This is a genomic window from Halomonas sp. AOP43-A1-21 (assembly GCF_052376775.1).
GTDB classification, from domain to species: Bacteria; Pseudomonadota; Gammaproteobacteria; order Pseudomonadales; family Halomonadaceae; genus Vreelandella; species Vreelandella colorata.
Genome location: NZ_JBQSWC010000016.1, coordinates 38,187 through 52,607, shown reverse-complemented (window position 1 = coordinate 52,607; position 14,421 = coordinate 38,187). Strand labels below are relative to the sequence as shown.

12 protein-coding genes are annotated in these 14,421 nt (G+C 58.2%); 10 read left to right on the top strand and 2 right to left on the bottom strand.

Annotated features, from left to right (window positions below; translation table 11 throughout):
• The first annotated feature begins 140 nt into the window (after positions 1 to 140).
• Genes ACT3R7_RS10560 through ACT3R7_RS10550 form a run of 3 tightly spaced genes read left to right on the top strand, consistent with a single transcriptional unit; the run spans position 141 to position 1,551 of the window.
• Positions 141 to 710, top strand: coding sequence for a hypothetical protein (locus ACT3R7_RS10560; protein ID WP_496199058.1), 570 nt, complete (start codon positions 141 to 143; stop codon positions 708 to 710).
• Between the two features lie 50 nt (positions 711 to 760).
• Positions 761 to 1,153: a ribonucleotide reductase subunit alpha gene (locus ACT3R7_RS10555; RefSeq protein WP_496199057.1), complete on the top strand. Its 393-nt coding sequence runs from the start codon at positions 761 to 763 to the stop codon at positions 1,151 to 1,153.
• 11 nt (positions 1,154 to 1,164) lie between these two features.
• Positions 1,165 to 1,551, top strand: coding sequence for a SirB2 family protein (locus ACT3R7_RS10550; protein ID WP_496199056.1), 387 nt, complete (start codon positions 1,165 to 1,167; stop codon positions 1,549 to 1,551).
• 79 nt (positions 1,552 to 1,630) lie between these two features.
• Here ACT3R7_RS10550 and ACT3R7_RS10545 read toward each other — a convergent pair whose 3' ends face one another.
• Complete coding sequence (locus ACT3R7_RS10545; RefSeq protein WP_496199055.1) at positions 1,631 to 2,197, bottom strand: YIP1 family protein; 567 nt, start codon at positions 2,195 to 2,197, stop codon at positions 1,631 to 1,633.
• A gap of 126 nt (positions 2,198 to 2,323) precedes the next feature.
• On the bottom strand, positions 2,324 to 3,532 hold the full coding sequence (locus tag ACT3R7_RS10540; protein WP_496199054.1) for a trans-sulfuration enzyme family protein: 1,209 nt from the start codon (positions 3,530 to 3,532) through the stop codon (positions 2,324 to 2,326).
• A gap of 493 nt (positions 3,533 to 4,025) precedes the next feature.
• Between ACT3R7_RS10540 and ACT3R7_RS10535 the strand changes: the two genes are divergently transcribed.
• From ACT3R7_RS10535 to ACT3R7_RS10505, 7 genes are all read left to right on the top strand, one after another.
• Entirely contained in the window at positions 4,026 to 5,237 is a 1,212-nt protein-coding gene (locus ACT3R7_RS10535) for an NnrS family protein (RefSeq protein WP_496199053.1), read from the top strand.
• A gap of 172 nt (positions 5,238 to 5,409) precedes the next feature.
• Positions 5,410 to 9,237 carry a nitrate reductase subunit alpha gene (locus tag ACT3R7_RS10530; protein ID WP_496199052.1) on the top strand — a complete coding sequence of 1,276 codons (3,828 nt, stop codon included), beginning with the start codon at positions 5,410 to 5,412 and terminating at the stop codon, positions 9,235 to 9,237.
• The gene (narH, locus tag ACT3R7_RS10525) at positions 9,234 to 10,796 is read left to right on the top strand and encodes a nitrate reductase subunit beta (RefSeq protein WP_496199051.1); all 1,563 of its coding nucleotides are present in this window, start codon (positions 9,234 to 9,236) and stop codon (positions 10,794 to 10,796) included. Before ACT3R7_RS10530 ends, narH begins: the two co-directional genes overlap by 4 nt.
• Complete coding sequence (gene narJ / locus ACT3R7_RS10520; RefSeq protein ID WP_496199050.1) at positions 10,789 to 11,598, top strand: nitrate reductase molybdenum cofactor assembly chaperone; 810 nt, start codon at positions 10,789 to 10,791, stop codon at positions 11,596 to 11,598. Before narH ends, narJ begins: the two co-directional genes overlap by 8 nt.
• 13 nt (positions 11,599 to 11,611) lie before the next feature.
• Positions 11,612 to 12,304, top strand: a complete 693-nt coding sequence (gene narI / locus ACT3R7_RS10515) for a respiratory nitrate reductase subunit gamma (RefSeq protein ID WP_496199049.1) — start codon at positions 11,612 to 11,614, stop codon at positions 12,302 to 12,304.
• 138 nt (positions 12,305 to 12,442) lie between these two features.
• Positions 12,443 to 13,264 carry a peptidylprolyl isomerase gene (locus tag ACT3R7_RS10510; protein ID WP_496199048.1) on the top strand — a complete coding sequence of 274 codons (822 nt, stop codon included), beginning with the start codon at positions 12,443 to 12,445 and terminating at the stop codon, positions 13,262 to 13,264.
• A gap of 43 nt (positions 13,265 to 13,307) precedes the next feature.
• Positions 13,308 to 14,279: a GlxA family transcriptional regulator gene (locus tag ACT3R7_RS10505; protein WP_496199047.1), complete on the top strand. Its 972-nt coding sequence runs from the start codon at positions 13,308 to 13,310 to the stop codon at positions 14,277 to 14,279.
• The last annotated feature ends 142 nt before the right edge of the window (positions 14,280 to 14,421 follow it).

Below are 14,421 nucleotides of genomic sequence, written 5' to 3'. Positions count from 1 at the left end.
GTCACTGCTCGCATGGTGATGCGAGGGCTATCCCTTAAGAGATAGCCTAACTACCTCCGATGCTTTTTGACCTGCATACCATATTTACAGACAATTCTTACACGTCTGTTGATGTCTTCATACCCTAGCCGGGAAACGCTATGCCTTCATCCGTGCCGCCTCCCTCGCTTGAGACATCAACCGAGTCGCAAAATGGCTACCAACTGCTGGTTGCCATTTTGATCATGCCGCTGGCAAGCGCCTTGGCGGTGGCTATCTGGACGCTCTATGCCTTGCTGGCCATACAGCCAGCCTATGTCGGGGTGCCCTTGATTAGCGCAATGCTGTTAGCGTGGCCTGCGTGGCGCATTGCCCGGCGAGGGGACACCTGTCGCTTGATGCAATGGCTATTGATGGGGCTGGCGCTGGCGTTGGGCGGGTTTGGCATCGCTGGCCAGCCATGGCAATTTCTGCTGGTGGGGGCAAGCCTTGGTCTAGGCGGCGCAGTAATCGCGACCGGTGTTGCTCATGCCGAGGGCTGGATGCCTGGCCGTACGATGCACTTATGCATAGGCCTATGCCTGGCATTGGTGGCGGGTATAGGGTTTTCCTTGCAGATGGTGCCTTTAGTCGTTGAGGCTTACGGCTGGCGAGTAGCGCCACTTAGCCTGTTGATTCCACTATTGATGATAATGCTACTGCTATGGCTTTTCGTCGAGTCGCCTGAGTAATGCCACCTGCCGGACCACGAACATAATTTATTAACGATAAGGCCCGTTTCATGACAATCGCAACGTTTGCCGATTTACTTCAGGAAGCTCGCAAGCAGCCTAAGCCCCAGCGGCTGCTGTTTGTTTTTGTGCGCGCGGAATTGCCTGATTTCCCCGATGCCGAGCAGCGTCGTCGCTTTGAGCAGGGAGACGGGGGCGTGCTGGTGCCGGTGATCTGCGTGGACAAGTCGACCGAGGAGCTGAGCAGCATGTCAGCCTTGGTCGAGGAGTCGCGGCGCACTGACATGCCGTGGGATCTAATGGTGGCGGCGGCCATGGACGACCCGAACGATGATGCTGAGGTAGAGCGCCAGCTTCAGCGCATCATGGCGTCTCTGCAAACGGGAAATATCGCTGCTTTTCTGGTTTTCGATCCGCAGGGTAATACGGTCAACGTGGGCTAGAGGGCGCTGACATGGAGCACTACTTCCTGATCAAGCACTTGCACATGAGTGCTGCCGCGTTGAGCATCACGTTTTTCGTGTTGCGCGCCTGGTGGTCAGTGCGTGAAAGCCCGCAGCTCAATGCCCGCTGGGTCAAGGTGTTGCCGCATATCATTGATACGGCACTGCTGGGGCTCGGGGTCACTTTGATGATGCTGCTTTCCGTATGGCCCTGGCAGCTTCCCTGGCTGGGGGCCAAGTTGCTGGCGCTGCTCGCCTATATCGGTATTGGAACAGTGGCAATCAAGCGGGGGCCAACGCCCCGAGTGCGTGCCTTGGCCGCCATCGCAGCGGTAGCCACCTTCGTGTATATGGTGGGGGCCGCCATTCGGCACAGCCCGCTCTCCTGGCTTGCCTAGAGGCTTGAAGGCATGGCCCCGGGCGCCGCCATGCCCAAATTCTCCGTTGTTCAGCCCCAGTCTACATCCGAAGCCGGCATCAGTAGGCCCAGACAACCGCCATCAGCAAGCCCCATGCCAGCAATCCTGCCGCCATGATGGTGTAAGTTACGGACATGGTTGCGACATCATTGACCCTGCGTTCACACAAGGCCTGTAACCCGTGATAAACCAGACTGCAGGAAATACATAGAGCCACCAGGACTACCGCAGCATTAAAGAGCAGGCTGGGTATCAGCAGCGCAAATGCGGCAGACCACAAGGGGAGCGGCGCCAGTGCCGCTAACAGATAGGCACCGTGGTAGCTGATGGAAAGCTCGCGATGGCTGTTGACGACCGCGTGAATCAACCAGCCCATCACGAAGAAGGTAAGCAGTTCGGCCAGAAACAGGATGGTAGTGATGAAGCGCCATTGCCGGTCGGCAAAGCCGGATACGAAAACATCTCCGTAGTGAGTGCCAGCATAATAAAGCATCAGGGGCGGCACTAACGACATGGGTAATACCAGGCACCAGGCCAGCGTGGCGATGGAAGGGCTGCGCTGCTGCAATCTCTTCCAGCCTCCATGCTGGGTGAAAGGCAGTTGGATAACGGCTAATGGGGTCATTGTCTCGTCCCTCATTCAGTTACAATCGCGGTCGGTTCATAAATATCATATTGTGATACTAGTATTTAGAATTAAGCTTTATTTGGCGTTCTGTCAAGCGAATGGATCGTCTGGCATGGCGCTTCTCTACTGGGCGATACCTCTCTCGGATAATGCGGCTATGGCTTGTTGCAGGTCGTCGAGAAGGTCTTCGACGTTTTCCAGGCCAATCGAAAAACGCAGCATCCCATCTGTAATGCCACGTTTTGCGCGCTCTTCGACAGAAATGTCCGCGTGTGACGTCGTGCAAGGCTGGGTGACGAGGCTTTCGGCACCGCCCAGGCTGGGTGCAATGGCGAAAAGCGTCAACAGGTCTGCCACCTTTGCCGCCGCATCGCGCCCGCCCACGAATTCCAGTGTCAGCATGCCGCCGAAGCTGCGCATTTGCTGGCGTGCCAGGCAGTGGCCTGGATGCGATGGCAATCCCGGGTAGAGCACACGAGCGATAGCGGGGTGCCCGAGTAAAGCCTCGGCGATGGCCTGTGCCGAGGCATTATGACGCTCGACGCGTAGGGGCAGTGTGCGCAGGCTTCGCGAAAGCAGCGATGCCATTTGCGGGGAGAGGGCGCAGCCCAGGTTCTGCCGCCACGCCCACATGGCATCAAGCAGCATGGCCGACCCCATGACCGCACCGGCGGTGAGGTCGCTGTGGCCTCCCAGGTACTTCGTTGCACTATGCACCACGATATCGGCGCCCAGCGCTAGCGGCTGTTGATTGATGGGGGTGGCAAACGTGCTGTCTACTGCCACCAGGGCGCCGTGACGGTGGGCTTGTTCGGCCACGGCGGCGATATCGGTGATGCGCAGCGTGGGGTTCGTGGGCGTCTCTATGTAGACAAGCCCCACGCCCGATGCCAGAAGGCGTTCCAGTGCGTCGTGATCGTGCCCCTCCAGCAGAAAGTGCGTGCTGATGCCTAGTTCGGGTAGTTGATGTTCAAGTAGGCCCAGCGTGCCGCCGTATATCTCGCCAAGGCAGGCGATGCCACGCTGGCCGTGGCTCAAGAACAGGGTGCTGATCGCCGCCATGCCGGATGAAAATGCCCAGGCTTTCTCGGCACCTTCCAGCGCGGCCAGGGTTTCTTCCAGGGCATACAGCGTGGGGTTGTGGCCATAACGGGAGTAAAGCGGCGCGCGTCGACGTCCTTCGGTGACCTCCAACAGGGCAGCCGTATTGGGGTACGTGAACGTCGTCGTATCATAAATCGGCATATGGGGACTGCCGAAGGCGTCCGTTTGCTGTTGGCCGTGAATGGCTAGGCTGTCGAAGCCCAGGGGCGTTGAGCGCGGATTCGACATGATGCTTCTCTCATAACAGTTTTCAGGTTGGTCGACGTTAATTCAATTAGTCCATGTGCTGTCAATACAGCGCAGAAGTCATGCTTTGGAATACCACTCTGAGTTCTGGTTTGCATGTATAGCGGTGAGCCAATTGTATTAAGCCGTGTCTTGACAGGGTCTGATACTTGGCGCACCTTTAAAAGGTATTTTAGATATATCTTTTAAAGCACAGGCAAATATAAATGTACAACGCTTTTCTGCCATCGCTTTTATCAACAGCTATAGATGCGGAGTCATGCCGCCTGACCGAGCGTTCGCGTCAAGAGCCATATCGAGGATAGCTTCGATGATCAAAGTGCAGTTCTACCGTTGTCATCCCGAGTTTGATGGAGGAAGCAGCGCTGTTTCAACAGCTGGCGGCTTATCAGGACGCAGAAGCACGCTTGCAGGCCCGAGATATCGCCCGGCTCGATATCTACTGATATCCAAGTAACTTAGCGGAGATTCTGTTATGTCGACCAGCACTCCCTCCCAACCTGCCGCCAAATTTACGCACTTACCGTTGCTGCGTCTGGCGTTTCGGCCTTTTTTCCTGTTGGCGGCCCTGTTCAGTATCCTGTCCCTACTGGTTTGGCTGGCCTTTTGGCATGGCCATATTCTGTTGAGTACGTATGGCGGGTTGGTGTTCTGGCATCAGCATGAAATGCTGTTTGGCTTTGCCGCAGCGGTGGTAGTGGGGTTTCTGCTTACAGCGGTGCGTAACTGGACCGGGCTTGCGAGTTTAAGCGGCGGGCCGCTGCTGGGGCTTGTGGTGTTATGGCTAGTGGGGCGGGTGCTGATGGCCTTTCCTCTGGGGCTACCGGCTTGGTTATTGCTGATGGTTGACGTCGCATTTCTGCCGGTGGTTGCCGTTGTCATGGCGCGCCTGGTGATCACTGCAAAGCGCTGGCGCAACTTGATCTTTATTCCCACGCTGTTGCTGTTTGCCGTTGCCAATCTGGCCATGCACGTGGGCGAGATAAAAGGCGATGCGGTACTGACCCGCCAGGCTGCCTACCTGGCCGTGCTGTTGATCACGCTGGTAATGGTGGTCGTTGGCGGGCGGGTAATCGCCATGTTTACCGCTAACCGGCTTGGGCTTACCAAGGCGGAGCCGGTTTTTTTACTTGAAGGCGTGACGCTGGTAAGTACAGCTGGCGCTGTGCTATTGCAGCTTGCCATCATGCTGGGGGTTGGCATCCCGAATGCGTTAATGGGTGCCGTGATGCTGCTGGCGGCGTTGGCCAATCTTGTTCGCATGGCGCGTTGGGGCGGGCTTCATAGCTGGCGGGAACCCTTGTTGTGGGGGTTGCACGCCAGTTACGCCTGTATTCCGTTAGGCCTACTCCTGTGGGTGCTGGCACTCATGGGGATGGTACGTGTCGATCTTGCCGTGCATGCCCTGACCATTGGTGGAATGGGAACCATGATGCTGGCAATGATGGCCCGGGTGTCGTTGGGCCATACCGCCCGGCCTATCCGTACCTTGCCGGGGATTGGCGGGGCGCTGAGTGTGATGTTGATAGCTGCATTGGCACGCTCACCGGTGCTTGCGTTGTTTCCTCAGGTCACCCATTGGATTTATACGCTGAGCATCATCCTCTGGTGCGTGGCCTACGCCATATTTCTAGCGCACTACACAGGGCCGTTGATGCAAGCGCGAGTCGATGGGCAGGATGGCTGAGGCCTTGGTCGCCCTGCGCCTATTCCCTTGTATCGGCCGCTCTATCACCTTGGGGGTAGATAGGGTGTATATGGAGGTAACCACGCAGTAATTTGCTGATCGATCGCGCAGACTTCTCTCCATGGAACCCGCTTTAGGGTACGCAATTTTCCGAGGAGCCTGGAGATCGACCATGAGTCACTTCATAGATCGGCTGAATTTCTTCCGCAAGTCCCGCGAGCCCTTTGCCAACGAGCACGGCGAACTACGCAGTGAATCCCGCGAGTGGGAAGATAGCTACCGTGCCCGCTGGCAGCATGACAAGGTTGTCCGCAGTACTCACGGTGTGAACTGTACCGGCTCCTGCAGCTGGAAAATCTACGTCAAGAACGGCCTGGTGACCTGGGAAACCCAGCAGACCGACTATCCGCGTACTCGTCCTGACCTGCCCAACCACGAACCGCGTGGTTGCCCACGTGGCGCCAGCTACTCCTGGTACCTGTATAGCGCCAATCGCCTCAAGTATCCGCTGATTCGCAAGCCGCTGCTGGCCTTGTGGCGCGAAGCGCTCAAGGCCAACCCGGACCCGGTAGATGCCTGGGCTTCCATCGTCGAAGACCCGGCCAAGACCAAGCAGTACAAGCGTGCCCGCGGCATGGGGGGCTTTGTGCGCGGTGACTGGGACGAACTCAACGAGCTGGTTGCAGCCTCCAACGTCTATACCGCGAAGCAGTATGGCCCGGACCGCATCATCGGCTTCTCGCCGATTCCCGCCATGTCGATGGTCAGCTATGCAGCGGGCAGCCGCTACCTTTCGCTGATCGGCGGCGTGTGCATGAGCTTCTACGACTGGTACTGCGACCTGCCACCGGCGTCCCCGATGACCTGGGGCGAGCAGACCGACGTACCCGAATCCGCTGACTGGTACAACTCAAGCTACATCATCGCTTGGGGCTCCAACGTGCCGCAGACGCGTACCCCGGATGCACACTTCTTTACCGAGGTGCGCTACAAGGGCACCAAGACCGTCTCGATTACCCCGGACTACGCTGAGGTCTCCAAACTGACCGACGAGTGGCTCTCCGCTAAGCAGGGCACCGATGCGGCACTGGCGATGGCCATGGGCCACGTCATCTTGAAGGAGTTTCACCTCGAGAACCCCAGCGCCTATTTCACCGATTACGTGCGTCGCTATACCGATATGCCGTTTCTGGTAGAGCTTGAGGTACGTGAAGATGGCAGTTTCGCCCCTGGCCGCCAGCTGCGTGCCAGCGATTTCGATGCCGCGCTGGGTCAGGAAAACAACCCCGAGTGGAAAACCGTTGCCTGGGATGAAACCCGTGACCAACTAGTGGTACCGCGTGGCTCCATCGGTTTCCGCTGGGGTGAAACCGGTGATGAAGTAGGCAAGTGGAACCTGGAATCACTGGACGCTGAAGGCACTGAAATAAAACCGCTACTGAGCCTGGCTGAGCATCACGACAGCGTCGCGCGGGTAGCGTTTCCCTACTTCGGTGGCATTGAACATGAACACTTCAAACACGTAAAAGGAGCCGGTGCTGGCGCCGCCGATGACCTGCTGTTCCACAACTTGCCCGCCAAGAGACTGAAAAGAGCCGATGGCAGCGACATGCTGGCGGTTACCGTTTTTGATCTGATGTGTGCCAACTACGGCATCGACCGTGGCTTTGCCGGAGACGGTGAAGACGACGGCGCCACCTCGTATGACCAGATCCGTCCTTATACCCCGGCGTGGCAGGAAAAAATCACCGGTGTTCCGGCCGAGCAATGCGCCCGTATTGCCCGTGAGTTTGCCGATAACGCCAACAAGACCCACGGCCGCAGCATGATCATCGTGGGTGCCGGTATGAACCACTGGTACCACATGGACATGAACTACCGCGGCCTGATCAACATGCTGGTCATGTGTGGCTGTATCGGTCAGAGCGGCGGTGGCTGGGCGCACTATGTGGGGCAGGAAAAACTGCGCCCGCAGACTGGCTGGACCCCGCTGGCCTTTGGCCTTGACTGGCAGCGTCCGCCGCGCCACATGAATTCTACTTCCTTCTTCTATAACCACTCCTCGCAGTGGCGCTACGAGAAGCTGGAAATCAAGGAAATTCTCTCGCCGCTGGCCAAGGTCGAGGATTACCCGGGAAGCCTGATCGATTTCAACGTGCGCGCCGAGCGCATGGGCTGGCTGCCGTCTGCGCCTCAGCTGGACACTAACCCCCTGCGCCTGGCGAAGAAAGCCGAAACCGCGGGCATGTCGACTGCCGACTATGCAGTTTCCCAGCTCAAGAGTGGCGAGCTGCGCTTTGCCGCCGAAGACCCGGACGCACCGCAGAACTTTCCGCGCAACATGTTCATCTGGCGCTCCAACCTGCTGGGCAGCTCCGGCAAGGGCCATGAGTACATGCTCAAGTACCTGCTGGGCACCCGTCACGGTATTCAGGGCAAGGACCTGGGTGACTTCGGCGGCCAGAAACCTGAAGAAGTGGTGTGGCGCGATGAAGCGCCGGAAGGCAAGCTTGACCTGCTGGTGACCCTGGATTTCCGCATGTCCACCACCTGTCTCTACTCGGATATCGTGCTGCCGACAGCAACCTGGTACGAGAAGAACGATCTCAATACCTCTGACATGCACCCCTTCATTCACCCCTTGACCGCGGCGACCGACCCGGCCTGGGAATCGCGCAGCGACTGGGATATCTACAAGGGCATTGCCAAGGCGTTTTCCAAGGTGTGCGTCGGCCACCTGGGCGAGGAGACTGACCTGGTCACGCTACCCATGCAGCACGACTCCCCCGGAGAGCTTGCCCAGCCGGCGGTAATGGATTGGAAAACAGGCGAGTGCGAAGCGATTCCGGGCAAGACCATGCCCTCGCTGATCGAGGTCAAGCGTAATTACCCGGAAACCTATGAGCGCTTCACCTCCGTTGGGCCTTTGCTTGAAAGCATCGGCAACGGCGGCAAGGGTATCGCCTGGAATACCGATGCAGAAGTCGAGCTGCTGGGTAAACTCAACCATCGCAAACTGGATGGCCCGCACAAAGGTCGCCCGTTGATCGATAGTGCTATCGATGCCGCCGAAATGATTCTGACCCTGGCGCCGGAAACCAACGGCCAGGTGGCGGTAAAAGCGTGGGATGCGCTGTCCAAGATTACCGGGCGCGACCATACCCACCTGGCGCGGCCCAAGCATGAAGAGAAGATTCGCTTTCGCGATATCATCGCCCAGCCGCGCAAGATTATTTCAAGCCCGACCTGGTCTGGCCTGGAAGACGAGCATGTCTCTTATAACGCCGGTTACACCAACGTTCATGAGCTGATTCCATGGCGCACCGTGAGTGGCCGCCAGCAGTTCTATCAGGATCACGCCTGGATGCGTGCCTTCGGCGAAAGTCTGCTGGTCTATCGTCCGCCTATCGACACCAAGGCTGCCAAAGGCTTCCAACTCCCTGCTGATAATGGCTTCAAGAGCAAGGCGTTGAACTTCCTCACACCGCACCAGAAGTGGGGGATTCACTCTACCTATTCAGACAACCTGCTGATGTTGACGCTCAACCGTGGCGGCCCGGTGGTGTGGCTTTCCGAGGCGGACGCAGCGGAAATCGATATCGAGGACAACGACTGGATCGAGGTCTACAACGCCAACGGCTCGATTGCGGCGCGCGCCGTGGTCAGCCAGCGGGTCAAGGACGGCATGGTGATGATGTACCACGCCCAGGAGCGTCAGGTGAACGTGCCAGGCTCCGAGATCACCGGTACCCGAGGCGGGATTCACAATTCCGTGACCCGTGTCTGCCCCAAGCCCACCCATATGATCGGCGGCTACGCGCAGCTCTCTTACAGTTTCAATTACTACGGCACTGTCGGCTCAAACCGTGATGAGTTCGTGTTGGTACGCAAGATGAAGCACGTCGACTGGCTGGATGATGAAGGCAATGACAGCGTTCAAGAGAACAGTTCTCAGAAGAACAGTGCCCAGAAGAACGGCACTCAGGAGGCCGTGAAATGAAGATTCGCTCCCAAGTAGGCATGGTCCTCAACCTCGACAAGTGTATCGGCTGCCATACGTGCTCGGTGACTTGCAAGAATGTCTGGACCAGCCGCGAAGGTATGGAGTACGCCTGGTTCAACAACGTCGAGACCAAGCCCGGCATCGGTTATCCCAAGGAGTGGGAGAACCAGGCCAAGTGGAAGGGCGGCTGGATGCGCCGTACCGACGGCCGGATCGAGCCGCGTATCGGTGGCAAATGGCGGGTGCTGGCAAATATCTTTGCCAACCCTGATCTGCCCGAAATGGACGACTACTATGAGCCGTTCACCTTCGACTACCAGCACCTGCATACCGCCAAGATCGGTGAGCATCAGCCTGTCGCGCGCCCGCGCTCGCTGATTTCCGGCAAGCGCATGCAGAAGATCGAATGGGGCCCGAACTGGGAAGAGATTCTGGGCACCGAGTTTGCCAAGCGGCGCAAGGACGCCAACTTCGACAAGGTGCAGGCGGATATTTACGGCCAGTTCGAAAATACCTTCATGATGTACCTGCCGCGCCTGTGTGAGCACTGCTTGAACCCCACCTGTGTGGCGTCCTGCCCCAGTGGTGCGATCTACAAGCGCGAAGAGGACGGTATCGTCCTGATCGACCAGGACAAGTGCCGCGGCTGGCGGATGTGTATCTCGGGCTGCCCCTACAAGAAGATCTATTACAACTGGAAGAGCGGCAAGTCCGAGAAGTGCATCTTCTGCTACCCGCGTATCGAGTCCGGCCAGCCAACCATCTGCTCCGAGACCTGTGTAGGCCGTATTCGCTACCTCGGCGTATTGCTCTACGACGCCGACCGCATTGAAGAGGTGGCAAGCTCACCCGATGAGCGCGACCTTTACCATCGCCAGTGCGAAATCTTCCTGGACCCGCATGACCCTGAAGTGATTGCCCAGGCCAAGCGGGACGGTATTCAGGAAAACGTCATCAAGGCCGCCCAGGCTTCGCCGGTTTACAAAATGGCCATCGACTGGGGGCTGGCGCTGCCGCTGCACCCGGAATATCGCACGCTGCCGATGGTGTGGTATGTGCCGCCGCTTTCGCCGATTCAGTCGGCTGCCGAAGCAGGACATGTGGAGTTCGACGGCATTCTGCCCAAGATCGAATCGCTGCGTATTCCGGTGAAGTACCTGGCCAACATGCTGACCGCTGGCGAAGAAGAGCCTGTCGTACTGGCACTCAAGCGCTTGATGGCGATGCGTCTTTACATGCGGGGCAAGCACGTGGAAGGCAGCCTCAATACCGAGGTGCTCGATGCGGTAGGGCTCAGCGAGGCCCAGGTAGAAGAGATGTACCGTTACCTGGCCATTGCCAACTACGAGGATCGTTTCGTGATCCCCACCAGCCATCGCGAAATGGCGGTTGAGGCCTTCCCCGAGCGGGGAGGATGCGGCTTTACCTTTGGCGATGGCTGCCACGGTGAAAGCCAGCCCAACCTGTTCAATGGCCGCAAGCAGACCAGTGTGCTGGTCAAGCCTGTAGAGGTCTTCGAGCCGCAGCCCCAACTTGAGGAGACTCGTCATGACTGAAGCCGCTATCCAATCGTCTGACACCGCCGCGATGGCGGGCCCACTTCACGCGCCAGCCCAAGGCATGCGTAGCCTGCGTGTGCTGGCCCGCTTGCTCGATTACCCGACTCGGGAATTGCAGGATGCCTGCGGTGAGCTAATCGAAATCCTCAACGCCGAGCGCCGCCTGGGGGCGGCTCTCAAGTCGTCCCTCATGCAGTGGTGTCAGCAACTCCAAGAAGCTGACCTGCTGGAGCTGCAGGCCGAGTACGTGGCGATGTTCGATAAAGGGCGCGCGACTTCCTTGCTGCTGTTCGAGCACGTTCACGGCGAATCCCGCGACCGGGGGCAGGCCATGGTAGATCTCATGGCCGAGTACAGCGCGGCGGGTTTCGAGCTGGATGCCCGCGAACTGCCGGACCATCTGCCGGTATTTCTTGAGTACCTTTCGCTATGTGACGACGCCGAGATCGGCCGCTGGCTGGGCGAAATACGCCATATCCTGGCGCTGCTTACCGCGCGCCTGGAAGAGCGTGGGGCAGATTACGCCCTGGTGCCGCTGTCACTTCTAGCGTTGATCGGAGCCGAGGGCGATGTCGAAGAGCATCGGCCGCAGGTCAAGCAGGAAAAACCCGACAACACGCCTGAGGCTCTGGATGCCGTGTGGGAAGAAGAAGCCGTGCGCTTCTCGGCGACCTCCGATGAAGACTGCGCGCTGCAGTCTGCAGAAGGCCGTCGTCTTGCTGAGCGCAAGCATACTGTCAAGAGCGAGGCCGTGCGCATCATGCCGGCTACCACTCCAACCTCTTCTGCCAATCGTTAATAGGAGAACCGCCATGTATGACGCGATTGCGCACTACTTCACCCACCTCATCTACGGTTACTACCCCTATCTTGCGGGCACGGTGTTTCTGCTCGGAAGTCTGGTCCGTTTTGATCATGGTCAGTACACCTGGAAGACCGGTTCCAGCCAGATGCTGTCATCGAAAAACATGCGCCTGGCCAGCAACTTGTTCCATATCGGTATCATCGTGATCTTCTTCGGCCACCTGGTGGGCATGCTCACCCCGCACTGGGTGTATGCGCCGTTTCTGCATGCCGGCACCAAACAGCTGGTCGCAATTGTGGTTGGCGGGATCGCCGGTGCCATGTGCCTGGTGGGCGGCGCCATGCTGCTGTATCGCCGTATCTTCATGCCCCGCGTTCGTCAGTCCTCGAGCCTGATGGACACGCTGATTCTGGGTATTCTCGTTGTTCAGGCGGGGCTGGGGATGGGTACCATCTTCTTCTCGCTGGGACATATGGACGGCGAGATGATGCTGACGCTTTCCAGCTGGGCGCAGGCCATCGTGTTCTTCAGCGGCGGCGCGGCGGACTATATGCAGGAAGTTTCCTGGATCTACAAGGTGCATATCTTTCTCGGCCTGACCATTATCCTGCTGTTCCCGTTCACCCGGCTGGTGCACGTATGGAGCGCGCCGTTTGGGTATGTTACCCGGCGTTATCAGCTTGTCCGCCGCCGCGGCTAAAAACTGGCTTGTGCTCGGCCATACGTTGTTGGAGATCGCCTCAAAATGCTCATTTACAAATTCGTAAACTCCGCTTTTTCTCCGATCTCCGCCTAGTCTGGCCTTCGCACGCTCAGTTTTATTTAGAGGAGAAATACCATGCAGATGATTGATATCGAACAACTACCCGGCGGCGCTGCGGCGCCCCCGGTACGCGTCGGCGACGCCAGCATCGATGAAGCAACGATTGCGCTGGAAATGCAGTATCACCCCGCCGAAACGGCGGGGGAGGCCAAGCTGAAGGCGGCCCGCGCCCTGGTGGTCAGAGAGCTGCTGCGCCAGCGGGCCAATGAGCTTGGCCTGATGCCGTCTCAGGAGCCGACCGAGGCTCAAGAGGACGCGGCAATCGCCGCCTTGCTCGAGCAGGAACTGGACGTGCCCGAACCGAATGAGGCGGATTGTCAGCGCTTTTTTGACACTCATCGCGAGCGCTTCAGCGAACCTACCCAACTGCGTGTGCGGCATATTCTGCTGGCCGTCGCACCCGATGACTCCCAAGGCCGTGATGAGGCGTATCAGCTTGGCGAGAAGCTGCTTAACGAACTGACTCGAATACCCGAACGGTTTGCCGAATTTACCCAGCATCACTCCGCGTGTCCTTCCAAGGAGATGGATGGCGATCTGGGCTGGCTGGTACCGGGGCAGACCGTACCTGAGCTTGACCGCGCGCTGCAGCACTTGCCCGAAGGACTGCATGAGCGTCCGTTGGCATCGCGCTACGGCTGGCATGTTGTGAGCATTGACGAGCGCCAGGAAGGGCGAGCGCTGCCGTTTGATCAAGTGGCTGACCGGGTGCGCCACAGCCTGCGTGAACAGGCGACGCGCCGCGCGTTACGCCACTACCTGCTGGCGCTGGAGAGTGATATCGGTGTCGAAGGGGTTGTGCTGGATGACGATGCCGGTGGCAGCTTGATGCAATAAAGTGGATGCTACAATAACGATTCACTAACGAAAAGGAACACCCTTGCGTTTGCATTACACAGGATCGTTGCCTGAACGCATCGGCTTTCTGCTGCTACCGCGTTTTTCAATGATGGCGTTCTTTTCTGCAGTCGAGCCACTTCGAATTGCCAATCGTATCAGTGGCAAAACGCTATTCGAGTGGACGCTATTCAGTCTTGATGGCCAGCCCGTAACGGCGAGCAATGAAATGGCGTTGCTTGTGGACCAGCCGATAGGGCAAACACTGGATCTACCTTCATTAGCATTATGTGGAGGGTTTGAGCCCGAGGCACATTTAAGCCGACCGTTGATGGCCTGGTTGCATCGCCTGGATCAAGCGGGTTGTGCGCTAGGCGGATTAGACACCGGCGGTTTCTTGTTGGCAGCCGCTGAGCTGCTCAAAGGCGAGCGTGTGACGCTGCATTGGGAAAGCCTGCCAGCCTTTCGAGAACGCTACCCGATGATTGAAACCTCCGATGAGCTGTTTGAGCTGGGTGAGCGGCGCTTCTCCTGTGCGGGGGGAGCCGCCGCCATGGATATGGCGCTGGCAGTGATTGCCAGGCGCCATGGCAGCAAGCTGGCGGTAGATGTGTCCGAGCAACTGATCCATGAGCGCCTACGTAGCCGGAGCGATCAGCAGCGTATGTCACTTGCCAGGCGGTTGGGCACGCACCATCGTCCACTCATTGAGGCGGTCGCGCTAATGGAGCGCCACCTTGAGGCGCCGCTGTCGCTGGCGGATATTGCGAAGCGCAGTGGCGTCTCCTCTCGTCAGTTACAGCGGCTTTTTGAACAGCAGTTAAGTGCCTCGCCTCGGCAGTGGTATCAGCAGCTGCGGTTAATGCGTGCCCAGCGGCTGTTAGCCGAAACCGATATGGGAGTGCTCGCCATTGGTATTGCCTGTGGCTTTACCTCCAGCTCCAGCTTTGCCCGCGCGTACCGTGCTTATTTTGGTCATTCCCCCGCTGAGGCGCGTCGCCACGTTCATCACTAGTCGCTTATTCAGTCTGTTGTCGTATATTAGCCTGTTGTCGTATAGCGTCTATTTTATGTCGCTTTGTGTCGTTTGCTCGGCAGCTTATTAGGCAGACTAATGCGATACCTCTCTTTATAAGGATAAATCGATGAAGACGGCA